The organism is uncultured Halovibrio sp., assembly GCF_913056445.1.
In the GTDB taxonomy this organism is placed as follows: domain Bacteria; phylum Pseudomonadota; class Gammaproteobacteria; order Pseudomonadales; family Oleiphilaceae; genus Halospina; species Halospina utahensis_B.
The window spans coordinates 114,189-130,032 of record NZ_CAJXMA010000001.1 but is presented as its reverse complement, the minus strand read 5'-3'; the positions used below and the strand labels follow the sequence as shown (position 1 = coordinate 130,032).

Below are 15,844 nucleotides of genomic sequence, written 5' to 3'. Positions count from 1 at the left end.
TCGACCTGCAAGGAACCCATCATGGCGGAGAACCCCGAACAACTGTCCTGCGTGCTGATCCCGGTCCAGGACACCACCCTGCTTCTGCCCAACGTCTCCATCGCCGAGATCGTGGACTACGAGCCCGACCCGGCGGACGAGGACCAGGAATGGGTGCTCGGCCGGCTCCAGTGGCGGGGCGTGAGTCTGCCGGTGCTGTCCTGGGAGGCAGCCAACGGCGGCGACCCCTTCCCGCCCGAGGGTCGGCGCGGGCGTATACTGGTGCTCAACACCATCACCGAACACCATGAGGCCATGCCCTTCATGGCCATGGCCACCCGGGGCATCCCCCGCCAGGCCAAGGTCAGCCCCGAGGAGCTGCGCCGGGAGCCCGAAGCAGCCGGCGACGCGACCCTGATGGAGGTCGTTTTCGAGGGGGAGCACTGTGTGATTCCGGACATGTCGGTGCTCGAGGACCTGGCCCAGCGCGCCGCCGGCTGAGGTTCCGTCCCTGTGGAGCCAGTGTTACCCTGTAACATATGACGCATCCACTGCCCTACCGCTCCCACGACCATGAGGCCTGCGTCAGCCAGGCCCTCAGCGACGCCCGACGTATCTGCGCCGAGAAAGGCGCACGCCTGACACGGCTGCGGGAACAGGTACTGGAACTGGTGTGGCAGTCCCACCGGCCCCTTGGGGCCTATGACATTCTCGATATCCTCAACGGGGAAGGCCGCCGGTCGGCACCACCCACCGTCTACCGCACTCTGGACTTCCTGCTGCAGATGGGCCTGGTTCACCGGATCGCCTCGCTCAATGCCTTTGTGGGCTGTAACCAGCCGGACCATCGCCATACCGGCTGCTTCCTGATCTGCCGCCAGTGCCACAACGTGCTGGAGATTGAGGCATCCGGCATACAGAAGGCCATCGACAGTGAGGCCCGGAGCCACGGGTTCCTGAATGAGGAGACAGTGGCCGAAGTGACCGGGCTCTGTCCCGCCTGTCGGGAGGAAGACGGCCATGACTGAACCCGTGGTATCACTGGAGGACGCCGGCCTGCGCTATGGCGAAACCCATGTCCTGCACGACCTGACCTTCAGCATGAGCGAAGGGGACATCGTCACCGTCATCGGCCCCAATGGCGCTGGCAAGACCAGCCTGATCAAGCTGATCCTGGGCATCGAGAAGCCCAGCTCCGGCCATGTGCGCCAGCGCGCGGGTACCCGGGTGGGTTACGTGCCCCAGCGCATGACCCTCCAGCCTACCCTGCCGCTGACGGTGGGCCGCTTCCTCGGGCTCGCCGGCGGCGACCCCAGCGCCATTGAGGCGGCCCTGGCGCGCACCGGCGTGGCCCAGCTGGCAGACGAGTCCGTGCATCACCTCTCCGGCGGCGAGTTCCAGCGGGTACTGCTGGCGCGGGCCATACTGCGCCGCCCCCAGCTGCTGGTGCTGGACGAACCGGCCCAGGGGCTGGACGTTAACGGCCAGTCCGCGCTCTACGAGCTGATCCGCTCCCTGCGCGATGAGCTCAACTGCGCGGTACTGACCGTCTCCCATGACCTGCACGTGGTCATGGCCTCGACGGACACGGTGCTGTGCCTGAACGGTCACATCTGCTGCCGCGGCCAGCCGGAACAGATCTCTCAGGATCCGGCCTTCACCCAGCTGTTCGGCGAAAACCTGGCCAACACCCTGGCGGTCTACCATCACCACCATAACCACAGCCATGACGTGCACGGAGAGACCGTGCCATGATCGACCTTATCCTGAACGACTTCTTCTGGCGCGCCATGGCGGGCGGCCTGATGGTGGCAACGGTCGCCGGGCCCCTGGGCTGCTTCGTGGTCTGGCGGCGCATGGCCTATTTCGGGGACACACTGGCGCACTCCGCCCTTCTGGGCATCGCGCTGGGCACCGCCTTCCAGGCCAATCTCAACCTGAGCATCGTCCTGGTGTGTGTACTGCTGGCAGTGATCCTGATGCTGCTCTCACGCCAGCAGTCACTGGCAAGCGACACCCTTCTGGGCATCCTTTCCCACAGCTCCCTGGCCATCGGGCTTGTGGTGCTGGGGATGATGCAGGATTTCAGCATCGACCTGACCGGTTACCTGTTCGGGGATCTGCTCGCCATCAACCAGCGGGACCTGCTCTGGATCGCCCTCGGCGGCGCCTTCATCCTGATGCTCACGGTCTGGCTCTGGCGCGGCCTGCTGATGATCACCATCCACGAGGAACTGGCGACAGTGGAGGGCCACCGCACCGGTCTGCTGCGGCTGGCGCTGATGCTGATGCTGTCGCTGGTGATCGCCACCGCCATGAAGATCGTGGGGGTTCTGCTGATCACCGCTCTGCTGATCATACCCGCAGCCGCCGCCCGGCCGCTGGCCGCCACCCCCGAGCGCATGGCGGTGATCGCCTCCCTGCTGGGCATGGGTTCGGTGGTGGCAGGCATGACCCTGTCCTGGCACGTGGACACCCCAGCCGGCCCCTCGGTAGTGGTGGCCGCTTTCGGTTTCTTCCTTCTCCTCTGGCTCGTGCGGGCTCGCGCGCCGGCCTGAGACACCCACCGCTTGGTCTGCGCACACCACTGCGCTACAGTGAAACAAGGCAGACAGCGGGGGAGCCAGGACGATGGAACCGGAAAGCGTACCCGATACCGATCAGCCGGGCTGGTACCGGGCACTGCCCCCGATCGTTCTGGGTGTGGGGCTGGCTCTGAGCCTGCTGCTGTGGTCCGAGACCCGCCAGGCACTGGCCCGTGCAGCCACCACCGGCGACGACCCGGTCTTCCCGGGCCTCCTTCTGCTGTGCGGTGTCCTTCTGAGCGTTGGTATGGCCCTGGTCACCTGGCAGCTCGTGCGTGCCCACCGACTCATGATCCGCCGCGAGGTGCGCCTGGAACGGCTGCGCCAGCGCGACAGCCGCGCCCTTGAGAACAAACGCCTCGAAAAAGAAGTAATGAGCCGGGCGCTTTCAGACAGTGAACAACGGACCCGTGACTTCATCCGCCTGGGCACCGGTATTGCCCTGGAGCTGGATGATGCCCGGACCATCGGCTATGTCTCGCCCCAGGTTGAAAGCTGGCTGGGGCATACCCCCTCCACTCTGGCGGGCGAATGCTTTGCCTCTCTCCTTCCGGAATCCGAACACGAGCGTCTTGATGAAGCCCTGGAAACCAGCCGTCGCGAGGCCCGCCACACCACCCTGGACACCTGGCTCACGGAGCCTGGGGGCGAGCCCCTGTCCGTGCACGTACGTATCTGCGCCATCGTGGACGCGCTTTCCCACTGCCAGGGCTTCCGTGTGGTCTGCTCACCACGTGGCCCCATTGAATAGCAGTGATTCGCCACCACCTCTGTGAGCAGAGATGACCTGAACACGGCGCCAGATTCTGAACAGAGGTTCGCCAATGGAATTCAAGGATTACTACAAGATACTGGGCGTGGACGAGGACGCCTCCAAGTCCGAGATCAAGTCCGCCTACCGCAAGCTCGCGCGCAAGTACCATCCGGATGTAAGCAAGGAAGCGGACGCCGAGGACCACTTCAAGGAAGTGAGTGAGGCCTACGAGGTCCTGAAGGACGACGAGAAACGCGCTGAGTACGACCAGCTCCGAAAGTATGGCCAGACGGCGGACGGTGGCTTTGATCCGCCGCCCGACTGGGAATCCGGTGCCAGCTTCTCGCGCGGCGGGTTCACCGGTGCGGACAGCATGGACTTCAGCGACTTCTTTGAATCCATCTTCGGCGGCGCCGGAGGCGGCTTCCGGCAGCAGCGCGGCCAGGGCTTCGCCATGCGCGGCGAGGATCTCCACCACCAGCTGTCGCTGTTCCTGGAGGAGGCCTACAACGGCTGTGAGAAGTCCCTGCGCATGCAGCAGCCGGAACCCGGGCCTGACGGCGGTGTCCAGCGCCGCGAGCGCACCCTGAAAGTGAAGGTACCCGCCGGCGTGCGCGACGGCCAGACCATACGCCTGCGCGGCCAGGGCGGGCCCGGCATGGGCAGCGGTCCGGACGGGGATCTTTATCTGGACATCCAGATCGCTCCCCATCCACACTTCAGGCTGGAGGGCGGCGATCTGTATGTGACTGTGCCCGTGACCCCCTGGGAGGCGGCACTGGGTGGTCGCATTACAGTACCCACCATGGGCGGCAAAGCGACGCTCACCATTCCGGAAGGCACGCGCGAAGGCAAAAAGCTGCGCCTGCGCGGCAAGGGCATGCCCGGTAAGACGGCCGGCGACCAGTACGTGGTACTCCAGATCGCCATGCCGCCGAAACAGACCGAGCGCAGCCGCGACCTCTTCCGCGAGCTGGGCGAGGAAGTGCCGTTCAACCCACGCGACCACCTGGGAGTCTGATCATGAGCAGCAGAACGCCTCAAGCCGAGATGATGGACGAGCTGATGCGGCTGACACTGCGCGATCTCTGCCATGACTGCCAGGTCAACGCCGAGTATGTCATCGAGCTGGTGGAGTTCGGCGTGGTACAGCCGCGCGAGGGCCGGAGCCCACGGGAATGGATCTTTGCCGGTGAGGATCTGGTCAGGGTCAAGAAAGCGGAACGGCTGCGCCGGGATCTGGACGTCAACCTGCCCGGCGTGGCCCTGTCACTGGACCTGCTTGAGGAGGTCCGCGAGCTGCGCCGACGGGTGGATGAGCTGGAAAAGGACCGGACGCGCGACTGAGCCTCAGCCCAGTTCGGACAGCGGCCTCGCCACCTGGGCCACGCGGTCGTTGTCCACCAGCTCCAGGAAGTAGTCCCCCAGCCGCTGGCTCTCAGCCATGGCCCGGCGCCAGTGGGCTTCGCGCGTGGCGTCATCGTCCCGGTAGGCCGGGAAATCCCGACGGTCCGGCAGCTTGCCATCCGGCAGCCCCTCCAGGTACGCCTGTGTGGGCGCGATCAGGACCAGGTTGCGCAGGCGCTCGGGATCCCCATTGCGCCAGGGGAGGCTCTTGTCGAACCAGCCCGGCACGATCCGCTGGGTAAAGTGCGGATAGAGGACAAGATCGTCCCCGGCGTAGGGAAGGTCCAGATGGTAATCGGTCAGGCCGCCGTCCCGGAACGAGTGGCCCGCAACACAGGGGATTGTGTCCACGGCGTTCATCACGAAGGGAATCGAGGCTGAGGCCAGCAGCGCGGCCTGCAGGTTGCCCGCGTTCAGTCCCTCATAACGCCCGGGGAAGTCGCTGAAGGCATCCAGTGGGGGCTCGGCGCGCTCATCGTGCATCACCATCCGCTCAAACCCCAGCCGGATCCAGGGCCGGTGAATGGCATTCGCCAGCACCACCGGCGCCAGACCGGCCATCAGCAGCGGCCTGTGGTCCGAAGCCACCAGCCCTTTCGAGCGTGCCACCATCACGTTCAGACGGTAACGCTGCTGCTCAAGGATGGTGGCCTCATGCCCGCCAAGCAGCGCCTGCAGCATCTCCCGGCACTGCTCGGAAACCTGCGCCGGGGTTATCCCTTTCGGAAAGCGCTGGGTGGTGTAGAGCTCCCCGAGGCGCTCCAGAGCGGCCACCGGCTCCGGCGTGCAGGCACAGGCAAAACGCCAGCTGCCAATGGACGAGCCGATCAGAGTGCGCTCTCGCGGTTCCCGTTCCAGCCAGTCCCCGAACAGTACCCGGTCCAGCCCCAGCAGCCCCAGAGCCTTGGGGCCACCCGCCGCGCCGGGAATGGTGCCCACATCCCCCGGATGGAGTCCGCGTTCACGGATACGTGCCAGGGCGCGGTCACCGGCATGGATGCTCAGGGGCGGTATGGAATCGGTCATCAGCGCGGTCAGTCATTACCCAGTGCAATACGGCGACGGAAGGCCAGGTAGTGCTGGAGCGTTTCCGCGGGCGCCTCGAAATGCGGATAGTGACCAATGTCGTCCAGCAGTGCAATCCCGCGGTCACTGACCAGCTCGCGGTAACGCGCCAGCATCGGGGCCCCGGAGACCGGATCCGCCCCGCCCCAGATCAGCAGCGCCGGCTGATCGATGGCCTGGAGCGCACCCACCCAGCGGTGCCGGTGAACCCGGCGCTCTTCCATATAGTGGATGATGCGATGGATGACGCCCCGTCCGTTGTTGTGGATCAGCAGCTGCCAGAAATCCTCGATATCCCGTGCCGTGGGCTGGGTGGCCGCGCCGAAGATGCGCCCCAGGCTGTTTTCAAACACCCGTCGGGTCAGCGCCCGGCTCACCAGCCCGCCCAGCGGCCCCAGAAGGAGTTTCTGGATCAGGATGGGCTGGTGGACCTCCGGGAAGAGCGCGGCATTCATCAGGGCGACACTCTCAAGGCGGAATCCCAGGCTGCCCTCGCGTTGGCGCGCCAGCAGCTCCTGGGTCACGGTCGCCCCGTAGTCGTGCGCCATGACATGCACCCGTTCCTCGCCCATCTGCTCCAGCCAGCCCTGGATCAGGTCCGCCTGTTCAATGATGGAATAGTCATGATCCTGGGGCTTGTCCGAGAACCCGAATCCCAGCATGTCCGGCGCCAGCAGCCGGTAGTGCTCACTCAGCGCCGGCCACAATCGGTGCCAGTCCCAGGAGGCCGTGGGAAAGCCGTGGATCAGCAGCAGGGGCTCACCCCGACCGCCGATACGGCTGAAGACCGCATGCTCGCCGTACATGAACCAGCACCCGGCCTCCTGCCAGCGCTGCAGTCCATGGGATTCCCCCTCGATCCGGTCCATCACGGTCTCTCCCTGTCTGTTGTGCGACGATTCTGTCTTCCGGCGGCTGAGTCTATCGCAATGTGCAATATGCAACGAGCCTGTAGCACTGATCCAGTGCCTTCATTGCGTCGTAAACCGAGAAAAAGAGATAATCCGTCCGCCGTCCTCCATTGAGCCTATCTATGATGGGATTCGGGCGAACGGCATAATGGATCGCTGATCAACGATGGGTTGAACCCGGGAGCACACCATGGAGCACAACACTGAGGGGCTGGCGGCCGATTACCGGGACATCATCCAGCGGCTGGGAGAGGACCCGGAACGCGAGGGCCTGGCTGAGACCCCCGAACGCGCCGCCAAGGCCATGGAATTCCTGACCCATGGCTATCATCAGGACCTGGATTCGATCGTCAACGGTGCCATTTTTGAATCCTCCAATGATGAGATGGTTGCGGTCCAGGACATCGAGCTCTACTCCCTGTGCGAGCACCACCTGCTGCCCTTTGTGGGCAAGTGCCACCTGGCCTATCTGCCCAACGGACGGGTCCTGGGGCTTTCCAAGTGTGCCCGCATCGTGGATATGTTCGCCCGTCGGCTGCAGATCCAGGAATCGCTCACACGCCAGATCGCCGAGGCCATCCAGGAGGTCACCGGTGCCAAGGGTGTGGCGGTGGTCATCGAGGCCCATCACATGTGCATGATGATGCGCGGGGTGGAAAAGCAGAACTCCACCATGAAGACCTCAGTGATGCTGGGCACCTTCCGTGAATCCCAGGCCACGCGCATGGAATTCCTGACCCTGCTCAAACGCAGCTGACCGCCACGGGGCCGCCATGACCGACGCACGCACCGCCACCATCCGCATCAAGGATCTCCGCCTGCGCACCTACGTCGGTATCAAGGAGGAGGAGATCAACAACCGCCAGGACGTAGTGATCAACATCCGACTGCTGTATGACGCCGACCAGGCCATCCGCAATAACGACATCGAGGCGGCGCTGAACTACCGCACCATCACCAAGAACATCATTGCGTATGTCGAGGGCAACAGCTTCGCACTGCTGGAACGGATGACCCGTGAAGTCCTGGACCTGGCCATGGAGCCCGAGGCTGTTCTGGAGGCCGAGGTGGAAATCGACAAGCCCCATGCCCTGCGTTTCTCGGACTCGGTGTCGGTTACACTGGGGGCGTCCCGCCAGCGCTCATAGCGGCCGTGGACATTTGTGCACACTTTCCTACACTGAGGAACCACCGCTTCCGGCCCTGAGGCCCGACCCCGATGTCACTGCGTTCGCTGTTCAGTGCTGACACCCGACCGCCGATTCTGCTCACGCTGGCCTGGCTCACCACCCTGTCGCTGGTTGCAGCCGGGACCATACTGTCCTGGCACCAGGGGCCGTTCTGGCCACCGCTGATCCTCACCTGCGGGGCCCTGGGCACCCTGGCGCTGGCACTGGGACAGGGCCTTCAGCGCCATAATCAGCTTCTGGAAAAAACCCGTGCCGCCCTGCGTCAGGAAACGGACCGACGGGTGAGTGCCGTAGCTGACCTCGAACGCATTGCCAGCAACGACCCGCTGACAGGCCTCGCCAATCGGCACTTCTTCATGGAGGACCTGGATTACGCGGTCCAGCGCGCACGCCTGTCCGGTGAGAAGATCGCGGTGATCGCGATTGACCTGGACAGCTTCCAGACGCTCAACAACTCCATGGGCCACGATTACGGCGACCAGCTGCTGATGTCGGTGGCCGAGCGCCTGCGCACCCTGGAAGACAGCAACCACCTGTTCTGCCGGGCCAGCAGCGACGACTTCTACCTGCGCTGCTACCCGCTGTCGGATCTGGAATCATTGATCCACCTGTTGGACCGCATCCGGGATCTGTTCCGGCGTCCCATCCGAATGGATGACGAGGACCGCTACCTGTCCGCCTCCATTGGTGTCGCCCTCTTCCCGGATCACGTGGGCGACGCCCAGTCACTGATCGCCAGTGCCGAGGCAGCGCTCAACCAGGCGGCGGCGCTTTCCGGCACCCGCTACCAGTTCTACAACGAACGCCTGCACGAACGGATCCGGGAGCGTATGGAGCTGCACTGGGGGCTGCACGATGCCCTGGAGCACAGGCGCTTCCATCTGCGCTATCAGCCACAGCAGGACCTGGCCACAGGGCAATGGGTTTCGGCGGAGGCCAAGCTGTACTGGGAGCACCCTGAACGCGGGGACCTGGGGCCCGAATCCTTCATGGAAGCGGCACTGGAAACAGGCCTGACACCGGCCATCACCCGTCACACCATCACGCTGGTATGCGATCAGCTGCGGCGCTGGCGCGAGAGCGGGGCGCACCACCTGACGGTGGCGGTGAACCTGTACGGCCCGGAACTTGAGGACGGCGGCCTGGTGGAGCATATCGCCGGGACCCTGAGGCGCTGTGAGATCGCCCCGGAAGCCCTGGAAATGGAGCTGGCCGAGGCCAGTCTCGCCAGCAACGGCCACCAGCGGGAAAAGCAGCTGCGGGCGCTGAGCGAGCTGGGCCTGCCCATCAGTATCGACGGCTTCGGACAGGGCACCGCCTCCCTCGCCTGGGTCAGGGACTTCCCGGTGCATCAGCTTAAAATCGAGCCGGGCTTTGTACGGCGCGTCACCAGCCGTCATAATGACAGTGTCATCGTCAGGGCGATCATCAACCTGGCCCACAATCTGGGCATGCAGGTCACCGCAACGGGTGTCGATACCGATGCGCACCTGACGTTCGTCAACGCACACCGGTGCGATTTCGCCCAGGGTGAGCGGATCAGCCCGCCCCTGGCCGCGGATGAACTGGTGAAACACATCGGTTTCAACCGAGCCAACACAACAGAGTACTCCTGACCATCATGCGCCGCCTGATCATCACTGTACTGAGCCTGGCCGCCATCGCCGCTGTCGCCCTTGGCGCCACCCAGCTGGTTTCCGGCACCCGGGAGGAAACCGCCACAGCGGAGCAGGCGAACAACAGCGCCGCCCCGGAGCAGACCCTCACCGTCTTCGCCTCGCCCACCTGCGGCTGCTGCGGCGACTGGATCAATCACATGCGCGACGCCGGTTTCCAGGCTGAAAAGCGGGAAGTCAGCAACATCAACCGCGTCAAACAGGAAGCCGGGCTGCCACGCTCACTGGCAAGCTGCCACACCGCCTTCATCGACGGCTACCTCATTGAGGGCCATGTCCCCGCCTCCGACGTGAAGCGTCTTCTGCGGGAGCAACCCGAAGCCGCCGGCCTCAGCGTGCCGCGTATGCCGGTAGGCTCGCCGGGCATGGAGGTGGAAGGCCGTGGCCGGGACGCCTTCGATGTGATTCTTTTCCGGGACAACGGTGAGCAGGAAGTCTTTGAACACTACCCCGCCCAGACCAGCCTCTGACTCCGCAATACTGACAGGTTATTCTCTCAATGCTGAACAGCGACGCCCTGAACCAGCTCCAGCAGCTCCGTTCCGACATCCAGTCCGACAAGGAGCTGTTTGCAGGCACCATCAAGCGCGTCACCGGACGCTTCGGTTTCGTCACCCTGGATGACGGCCGCGACATCTATCTGCCCAAGGACGAAGCCCAGAAGGTACTGCTGGGCGACCGCGTCCAGATCCAGATCACCCAGGGCAACGGCGGCAAGCAGGCAGGGGAGCTTGAGAGCGTCGATGAGCGGGTACTGGATACCTTCATCGGCCAGTACGTGGTCCGGGGCAAGGGCCATTTTGTGGCGCCGGACATCAACGGCCTTAGCCGTTGGTTCTTCGTACCCCCGAAACAGCGCAACGAGGCGAAGAACGGCGACTTCGTCCATGCCCGGGTTACCCGTCATCCGTTCAGCAGCGGCAACGCCCAGGCCGAGGTGTTGAGTGTCATCGGTAACGAGTCGGACCCGGGCATCGAGCGCGGCTACGCCATGGCCAAATACCAGCTGCGCGACGAATGGCCAGAGGCGGTGAACGAAGAGATCGCCACACTCTCGGAGGCGGCCATTGAACAGGCCACATCCGGGCGTGAGGATCTGACGGATCTGCCCTTCGTCACCATCGACGCCCCCAGCACCCAGGACATGGACGACGCCGTCATGGCCCAGGCACGCCCGGAAGGGGGCTGGCGCCTGTGCATCGCCATTGCGGACCCAGCGGCGCTGCTTCCGGAGGATGGAGCCACGGAACAGGAAGCACGGCTGCGCGCCAGCTCCGCCTACTTCCCCGGCCAGCCCCGGGCCATGCTGCCCTCGGCCATCAGCCAGGACCTGGGCTCGCTCATGGCGGGCAGGGACCGGCTGGCACTGGTCTGTGACCTGCAGCTGGACGCCGAAGGCAACATGGGCGATTACCAGCTGTATGCCGCCACTATCCGCTCCCGCGCCAAGCTGGCGTACGAAAGCGTCGCAGCCCTGTTTGAGGACCGGACTGACGAGGAGATCCAGGCGCTGGACGACAGCACCCTGGAGAGCCTGAACCAGCTGAAATCCGTGGGGCAGGCCCTGCGTCAGTGGCGCGAGACCAACGCCCTGGTCAACGAGGAACGGCCGGACTACCGCATCCGACTGGACGAGAACCGCAAGATCCGCAGCATCCAGAAAGCCTACCAGACCAGCGCCCACCGGCTGATCGAGGAATGCATGATCGCCGCCAACCGCTGTGCGGCGGACTTCCTGCAGCAGCGCAGCGGGGATGGACTCTTCATCACCCATGCCGGCGTGCGTGAGGAAAAGGCGGACAACATCCGCCAGCTCTTGGAACAGCACTGCCCGGAGCTTCTGGACGTTGACCCGACCACACCGGAGGGCTTTACCAGCCTCGTACGCCGGGCATCGGCACTGGAGACGGAGCTGCCGGTGAAGGCCATCGTCATGCGCCAGCTCGAACGCGCCGAAATGGCCACCCAGGCGGCGCCCCACCAGGGCATGGGCCTTTCTCTCTACACCACCATGACCTCGCCTCTGCGCAAGTACAGCGACTACTTCGTGCACCGGCTGATCCGCCACCACCTGGGTCTTGCTGGCAAACCGGAATGGGATGAGTCCGTGCTCAAGGCCCTGCAGGAGTCCCAGTGGCAGCTGCGCCAGGCGGTCAACGAAATGGAGCACAGTCTCAAGTGCCAGTTCGCCCCCAGCCTGGGGGACGCGGCGCACCACGGCACCATCGTCCAGGTCAACGCCGGGGGCTTCCAGGTGAAGCTGGATGAAACCGGCCTGGTGGGCTTTGTGGCCGCACGGGATCTGCCCGAGAAGTTCAGCTTCGACCCGGTCACCCACACCATCGCCAGTGACCAGCGCCGCTTCCGGCTGGACCAGGCGGTGACGGTGCGCTTCAGGGAGGTGGATGAGGAGCGCCGCCAGATCCGCTTCGATCTGGTCGACGCCTGACCCGCCCTACTGGTCAGCCCCGAGTGCCTCGGCGCGCTCGCGGCTGGCCGTCAGCTCCTCCGGGTTGTTCTCGGGAAGGGTCCAGCCCTGAATATGCTTTTCCACCAGGGTGGTGATCATGTCGATGTGATCCTCGTCCGAATTCAAGGCCGGAATGTAGTGGAAATCCTCGCCTCCGGCCTCCATGAAGTACTCCCGGTTCTCCTCATCAATCTCTTCGATGGTCTCCAGACAGTCCGATGAGAAACCGGGACAGACCACATGGACCCGCTTCACGCCCTGGCCGGGCAGTGACTTCATGGTTTCGTCCGTATAGGGCTGGAGCCACTCCTCGTTGCCGAAGCGGGACTGGAAGGTGGTCATGTACTCACCCTCGCGCAGCCCCAGCCGCCTGGCCAGCAGCCGCGTGGTCTTGTGGCATTCACAGTGATAGGGATCCCCGTTGAGCAGGTAGCGCTTGGGCACGCCGTGGTAGGACAGCACCAGCATGTCCGGCCGGCCATTGTCTTCCCAGTAGCGCTCGATCTTGCGCGCCACGGCCTCGATGTAGGGCTCAAAGTCATGGTAATGGCTGATGAAGCGCAGATCCGGCAGCCAGCGCCGCTGCTGGAAGTCCTGCGCCAGCGCATCGAAGGTGGACCCGGTAGTGGAAGCCGAGTACTGGGGGTACATCGGCAGAACCAGGAGCTGGCGCACACCCCGGCGCTGCAGATCCTCAATCGCGGATTCGATCGACGGATTGCCGTAGCGCATGGCGTAGGCCACCTCGATGTTCTGCCCGTAGCGGAACTGCAGGCGCTGCTTCAGCCCCTCGGCCTGGCCACGCGTGTGCACCAGCAACGGTGATCCGTCCTCGCTCCAGACGCTGCGATAGCCCTCAGCGGATTTCTTCGGGCGGGTCCGCAGCACAATGCCGTGCAGGATCAGCCACCAGAGAAGCCGCGGCAGCTCGATCACGCGGGGATCCGAGAGGAACTGATCCAGATAGCGGCGCAGCGCCGGCGTGGTGGGTTCATCCGGCGTGCCCAGGTTGGTGATGAGCACGCCCACCCTGGCCGGCTGGTCGTGGGTGAAGTGCTCACTCATGCCACGGTATTTCATAGGTTTGGATTCCCCGTTGCGCTGGAATGGATTGACTTGAGTCTCATACGCACCACCATAAGGACTGGTTCCCCGCAGGAGGTGGCCCAGTGACTGCCAGGCAGCTTTTGATCGTCGCCCACACCCCGTCGCCCAATACATCCCGCATGGCCGAGGCCGTACTGCAGGGCGCTCGTCATGAGGATATCGAAAACGTCGAGGCTCGGCACATACCGCCCCTGGAAGCGGGTCCGGACGATGTGCTCGCAGCGGACGCCATCATTCTCGGGACCACCGAGAATCTAGGATATATGAGTGGGGCGCTAAAAGATTTTTTTGATCGGATCTATTACCCCTGCCTGGAACAGACACAGGCCCTGCCGTTTGCCAGTTTTGTACGGGCGGGGAAGGATGGAACGGGAACACTGAAGGCCATCGATACCATCACCACCGGGCTGCGCTGGCGGGCAGTGCAGGAGCCATTGCTCTGCCACGGTGAATTCCGGGAGGAATTCATAACCCAGTGTGAGGAACTGGGCCTTTACCTGGCAGCGGGACTGGATGCCGGCATGTTCTGACGGGTGGTTCCCAGCCTGTTCTGACCGGGAAACCACCCGTACGCATCACGCGCGTCAGTCTTACTGCTGACCCTGGCCCTGGCCCTGGCCCTGACTACGCTGCTGACGCATCTGCTGCTGCATACGCTGCATCTGCTGGCGCTGCTTCTGCATCTGCTTTTCCAGCTCTTTGCGCTGTTCCTCGGTGAACACCGACTCCACGCGGGACTGGAGCAGAATGCTTTCCGCTGTCATCTCACCGGTAAGATTACCCAGCTTTTCGGCATCCGCCCGGATGGCTTCCTCGTCATAGTCCGGGCCAACCCGGCCGTCCAGCTTCTGCTGCAGTTGCTGGATCTGCTTCTGGGTCTCCTGGATATCACCCTGCATCTCATCCAGGATGCCACGGATCTCTTCCTGCTGCTCATCAGTGAGATCGATCATGCGGGCCAGCTGATCCACCTGGTCACCACCCTGCTGACCCATCTGCTGGGCGCCGGCGGTGAAGGCAAACGCCATGGCAAGGCCGGCGGCGAGGAGTCGGAAGGTCTTCATAGGGAACACTCCGGTTATAGTGTTAATGATGTATGAGCCCGCGAGCATAACGCGACTCCGGGGGGTGTTTCACGCGCAAAGGCCACGAATTCATTAACACTTTTACAGATAGGGCGACATCAGCCGAGCAATGCCGTTGCGCAGGCGCACTGGCAGCCAGGCATTGCGCAGCTCAGCTAGCTCAAGAGGTTCGGCCCGGGCCGTTACCTGATCGACCATCCGTTCCAGCGAGCGAGCCAGGCGCGCGTCGTAGCATTCCAGGTTGCACTCAAAGTTCAGGCGCAGGCTGCGCGGATCCCAGTTGGCGGAACCGACCATGCTCCAGCGCCCGTCCACTGTGAACAGCTTGCTGTGATCGAAATCGCCCGGGCTGTACCAGACCCGCACGCCCCAATGGAGCAGATCCTCGAGCTGCCCCCGGCAGGCCCAGTCCACCATCGGCAGGTTGTTGCGCAGCGGCAGTACCACATCCACGGTGGCACCGCGCAACGCCGCCGTCTTGAGCGCGTCCTGGACGGTGGCATCAGGCAGGAAGTAGGGCGTCATGACCCGTACATGGCGCCGCGCCACTGAAAGGGCCCCGACAATGACCTGGCGCAGGGTATCCAGGTTTTCATCCGGCCCGTCGGGAATAACGCGGCTGAGGGTGGAGCCCGGGGCATAGGGCTTGGGGAACCAGCGTTCGCCGTTGAGCCGTTCCCGGCAGGCGAAGGCCCAGTCCTCGGCGAATACGGTCTGCAGCTCCGCGACCACCGGCCCTTCAATGGCGAAATGCAGATCCCGGATGGGATGGCGCGGCTGGCTCTCCACACAGTTGCCGGCGGCGATGTTCATACCCCCGCTGAATCCGAGCAGGCCGTCCACCACCAGCATCTTGCGGTGATTGCGCAGGTTCATGAACGGCATGGTGAGCGGGGTGCGGGTGGGCATGAAGCGGGCATAGGGCACCCGCTCACGGCGCAGGTGCCGGATGATCGATGGAACGGAGTAGCGCAGCCCCACCGCGTCCACCAGCACCCGCACGCTCACGCCCCGGCGCACGGCCTGCCCAAGGCTGCGGGCGAAATCCCGGCCCACGGCGTCGTTACTGAAAATGTAGGTGCTCAGGGTGATGCTCTGGCGGGCGCTGGCAATGGCCTCGAGCATGCGGGGATAGGCCTCGTCTCCGTTACTCAGCGGTGTAAGACGGTTGCCGGTGAGCAGGGGCTGGCGTGAGACCCGGTCGGCCAGGCGGGCCAGCGCCTGCATCTCCCGGGGAAGCTCCCGGCCCATGTCTTCGGGCACATAGGCCCGCACCGCCGATCCCTGATCCACCCTGGGCATTTCGCCACGCAGCTCGGCCGCCCTGCGCCGGATGCGGTTGATGCCGAACATCAGGTAAAGGAGCGATCCCATCAGCGGCGCCAGCCAGATAACGCCGACCCAGGCCACCGCCGCGCGGCTGTCTTCCTTTTTGAGGATGGCATGCCCGGAGGCCGCAATAGCCAGGCTCACGTAGAAAACCGCGAAGAGGCCAGCCAGGATGCTGCTGTCCGCCTCAGGCATAACGGGTGTCCATGTCGCTGGCTGCCAAATCCGGCTCCTGTGAAGGGCTGCTGCCGGCATTCTAGCCGGGCCCGGTACCCCCGGCCAATCA

18 protein-coding genes are annotated in these 15,844 nt (G+C 64.3%); 13 read left to right on the top strand and 5 right to left on the bottom strand.

What is annotated here, in order from left to right:
• Nucleotides 1–21: 21 nt before the first annotated feature.
• The 7 genes from QZ501_RS00640 to QZ501_RS00610 all read left to right on the top strand — a co-directional run bounded on the left by QZ501_RS00640 (nucleotide 22) and on the right by QZ501_RS00610 (nucleotide 4,665).
• On the top strand, nucleotides 22–480 hold the full coding sequence (locus tag QZ501_RS00640; protein ID WP_151440111.1) for a chemotaxis protein CheW: 459 nt from the start codon (nucleotides 22–24) through the stop codon (nucleotides 478–480).
• A 38-nt stretch (nucleotides 481–518) separates the two neighbouring features.
• The gene (locus QZ501_RS00635) at nucleotides 519–1,007 is read left to right on the top strand and encodes a Fur family transcriptional regulator (RefSeq protein ID WP_095616177.1); all 489 of its coding nucleotides are present in this window, start codon (nucleotides 519–521) and stop codon (nucleotides 1,005–1,007) included.
• On the top strand, nucleotides 1,000–1,734 hold the full coding sequence (znuC, locus tag QZ501_RS00630; protein ID WP_151440113.1) for a zinc ABC transporter ATP-binding protein ZnuC: 735 nt from the start codon (nucleotides 1,000–1,002) through the stop codon (nucleotides 1,732–1,734). The genes QZ501_RS00635 and znuC overlap by 8 nt, the downstream gene beginning before the upstream one ends.
• Nucleotides 1,731–2,537, top strand: a complete 807-nt coding sequence (locus QZ501_RS00625) for an iron chelate uptake ABC transporter family permease subunit (RefSeq protein ID WP_295716436.1) — start codon at nucleotides 1,731–1,733, stop codon at nucleotides 2,535–2,537. Before znuC ends, QZ501_RS00625 begins: the two co-directional genes overlap by 4 nt.
• 73 nt (nucleotides 2,538–2,610) lie before the next feature.
• A complete protein-coding gene (locus tag QZ501_RS00620; RefSeq protein WP_151440115.1) occupies nucleotides 2,611–3,315 on the top strand; it encodes a PAS domain-containing protein in 705 nt (234 codons plus the stop codon).
• Between the two features lie 73 nt (nucleotides 3,316–3,388).
• Nucleotides 3,389–4,339 carry a DnaJ C-terminal domain-containing protein gene (locus QZ501_RS00615; protein WP_151440116.1) on the top strand — a complete coding sequence of 317 codons (951 nt, stop codon included), beginning with the start codon at nucleotides 3,389–3,391 and terminating at the stop codon, nucleotides 4,337–4,339.
• Nucleotides 4,340–4,341: 2 nt separating this feature from the next.
• Nucleotides 4,342–4,665 (top strand): chaperone modulator CbpM, encoded by a 324-nt coding sequence (locus tag QZ501_RS00610; protein ID WP_151440117.1) that lies wholly within the window; start codon nucleotides 4,342–4,344, stop codon nucleotides 4,663–4,665.
• A 3-nt stretch (nucleotides 4,666–4,668) separates the two neighbouring features.
• Here the strand turns inward: QZ501_RS00610 and QZ501_RS00605 are convergent, their stop codons facing one another.
• Both QZ501_RS00605 and QZ501_RS00600 read right to left on the bottom strand, forming a co-directional pair.
• The gene (locus tag QZ501_RS00605) at nucleotides 4,669–5,751 is read right to left on the bottom strand and encodes a patatin-like phospholipase family protein (protein WP_295716432.1); all 1,083 of its coding nucleotides are present in this window, start codon (nucleotides 5,749–5,751) and stop codon (nucleotides 4,669–4,671) included.
• An 8-nt stretch (nucleotides 5,752–5,759) separates the two neighbouring features.
• Nucleotides 5,760–6,659 carry an alpha/beta hydrolase gene (locus tag QZ501_RS00600; protein ID WP_160898215.1) on the bottom strand — a complete coding sequence of 300 codons (900 nt, stop codon included), beginning with the start codon at nucleotides 6,657–6,659 and terminating at the stop codon, nucleotides 5,760–5,762.
• Between the two features lie 232 nt (nucleotides 6,660–6,891).
• Between QZ501_RS00600 and folE the strand changes: the two genes are divergently transcribed.
• The 5 genes from folE (at nucleotide 6,892) to QZ501_RS00575 (ending at nucleotide 12,016) form a co-directional block, all read left to right on the top strand.
• Nucleotides 6,892–7,458: a GTP cyclohydrolase I FolE gene (gene folE / locus QZ501_RS00595; protein WP_151440120.1), complete on the top strand. Its 567-nt coding sequence runs from the start codon at nucleotides 6,892–6,894 to the stop codon at nucleotides 7,456–7,458.
• A 16-nt stretch (nucleotides 7,459–7,474) separates the two neighbouring features.
• Complete coding sequence (gene folX, locus QZ501_RS00590; RefSeq protein ID WP_151440121.1) at nucleotides 7,475–7,849, top strand: dihydroneopterin triphosphate 2'-epimerase; 375 nt, start codon at nucleotides 7,475–7,477, stop codon at nucleotides 7,847–7,849.
• Between the two features lie 71 nt (nucleotides 7,850–7,920).
• A complete protein-coding gene (locus tag QZ501_RS00585; RefSeq protein WP_151440122.1) occupies nucleotides 7,921–9,507 on the top strand; it encodes a bifunctional diguanylate cyclase/phosphodiesterase in 1,587 nt (528 codons plus the stop codon).
• Between the two features lie 5 nt (nucleotides 9,508–9,512).
• Complete coding sequence (locus QZ501_RS00580; protein ID WP_151440123.1) at nucleotides 9,513–10,037, top strand: DUF411 domain-containing protein; 525 nt, start codon at nucleotides 9,513–9,515, stop codon at nucleotides 10,035–10,037.
• A 29-nt stretch (nucleotides 10,038–10,066) separates the two neighbouring features.
• Nucleotides 10,067–12,016, top strand: a complete 1,950-nt coding sequence (locus tag QZ501_RS00575; protein ID WP_295716428.1) for a VacB/RNase II family 3'-5' exoribonuclease — start codon at nucleotides 10,067–10,069, stop codon at nucleotides 12,014–12,016.
• 6 nt (nucleotides 12,017–12,022) lie between these two features.
• Here QZ501_RS00575 and hemH read toward each other — a convergent pair whose 3' ends face one another.
• Complete coding sequence (gene hemH / locus QZ501_RS00570) at nucleotides 12,023–13,117, bottom strand: ferrochelatase (protein ID WP_151440125.1); 1,095 nt, start codon at nucleotides 13,115–13,117, stop codon at nucleotides 12,023–12,025.
• 146 nt (nucleotides 13,118–13,263) lie between these two features.
• On the opposite strand from hemH, the gene QZ501_RS00565 reads away from it, so the two are divergent.
• A complete protein-coding gene (locus QZ501_RS00565; protein WP_160898436.1) occupies nucleotides 13,264–13,674 on the top strand; it encodes a flavodoxin family protein in 411 nt (136 codons plus the stop codon).
• Between the two features lie 60 nt (nucleotides 13,675–13,734).
• Here QZ501_RS00565 and QZ501_RS00560 read toward each other — a convergent pair whose 3' ends face one another.
• Together QZ501_RS00560 and QZ501_RS00555 are read right to left on the bottom strand one after the other, a co-directional pair.
• Nucleotides 13,735–14,208, bottom strand: a complete 474-nt coding sequence (locus QZ501_RS00560; protein ID WP_151440126.1) for a Spy/CpxP family protein refolding chaperone — start codon at nucleotides 14,206–14,208, stop codon at nucleotides 13,735–13,737.
• A 102-nt stretch (nucleotides 14,209–14,310) separates the two neighbouring features.
• Nucleotides 14,311–15,753, bottom strand: coding sequence for a phospholipase D-like domain-containing protein (locus tag QZ501_RS00555; RefSeq protein ID WP_295716425.1), 1,443 nt, complete (start codon nucleotides 15,751–15,753; stop codon nucleotides 14,311–14,313).
• Nucleotides 15,754–15,844: the final 91 nt, after the last annotated feature.

What these genes read in the sequence shown, in the direction of transcription:
- QZ501_RS00600 (WP_160898215.1), bottom strand. Translation starts at nt 6,659, where the DNA reads ATGGACCGGATCGAGGGGGAATCCCATGGACTGCAGCGCTGGCAGGAG.
- znuC (WP_151440113.1), top strand. Translation starts at nt 1,000, where the DNA reads ATGACTGAACCCGTGGTATCACTGGAGGACGCCGGCCTGCGCTATGGC.
- QZ501_RS00575 (WP_295716428.1), top strand. Translation starts at nt 10,067, where the DNA reads ATGCTGAACAGCGACGCCCTGAACCAGCTCCAGCAGCTCCGTTCCGAC.
- folX (WP_151440121.1), top strand. Translation starts at nt 7,475, where the DNA reads ATGACCGACGCACGCACCGCCACCATCCGCATCAAGGATCTCCGCCTG.
- hemH (WP_151440125.1), bottom strand. Translation starts at nt 13,117, where the DNA reads ATGAAATACCGTGGCATGAGTGAGCACTTCACCCACGACCAGCCGGCC.
- QZ501_RS00615 (WP_151440116.1), top strand. Translation starts at nt 3,389, where the DNA reads ATGGAATTCAAGGATTACTACAAGATACTGGGCGTGGACGAGGACGCC.
- QZ501_RS00625 (WP_295716436.1), top strand. Translation starts at nt 1,731, where the DNA reads ATGATCGACCTTATCCTGAACGACTTCTTCTGGCGCGCCATGGCGGGC.
- QZ501_RS00565 (WP_160898436.1), top strand. Translation starts at nt 13,264, where the DNA reads ATGGCCGAGGCCGTACTGCAGGGCGCTCGTCATGAGGATATCGAAAAC.
- QZ501_RS00585 (WP_151440122.1), top strand. Translation starts at nt 7,921, where the DNA reads ATGTCACTGCGTTCGCTGTTCAGTGCTGACACCCGACCGCCGATTCTG.
- QZ501_RS00640 (WP_151440111.1), top strand. Translation starts at nt 22, where the DNA reads ATGGCGGAGAACCCCGAACAACTGTCCTGCGTGCTGATCCCGGTCCAG.
- QZ501_RS00580 (WP_151440123.1), top strand. Translation starts at nt 9,513, where the DNA reads ATGCGCCGCCTGATCATCACTGTACTGAGCCTGGCCGCCATCGCCGCT.
- QZ501_RS00620 (WP_151440115.1), top strand. Translation starts at nt 2,611, where the DNA reads ATGGAACCGGAAAGCGTACCCGATACCGATCAGCCGGGCTGGTACCGG.
- QZ501_RS00605 (WP_295716432.1), bottom strand. Translation starts at nt 5,751, where the DNA reads ATGACCGATTCCATACCGCCCCTGAGCATCCATGCCGGTGACCGCGCC.
- QZ501_RS00555 (WP_295716425.1), bottom strand. Translation starts at nt 15,753, where the DNA reads ATGCCTGAGGCGGACAGCAGCATCCTGGCTGGCCTCTTCGCGGTTTTC.
- QZ501_RS00560 (WP_151440126.1), bottom strand. Translation starts at nt 14,208, where the DNA reads ATGAAGACCTTCCGACTCCTCGCCGCCGGCCTTGCCATGGCGTTTGCC.
- QZ501_RS00635 (WP_095616177.1), top strand. Translation starts at nt 519, where the DNA reads ATGACGCATCCACTGCCCTACCGCTCCCACGACCATGAGGCCTGCGTC.
- folE (WP_151440120.1), top strand. Translation starts at nt 6,892, where the DNA reads ATGGAGCACAACACTGAGGGGCTGGCGGCCGATTACCGGGACATCATC.
- QZ501_RS00610 (WP_151440117.1), top strand. Translation starts at nt 4,342, where the DNA reads ATGAGCAGCAGAACGCCTCAAGCCGAGATGATGGACGAGCTGATGCGG.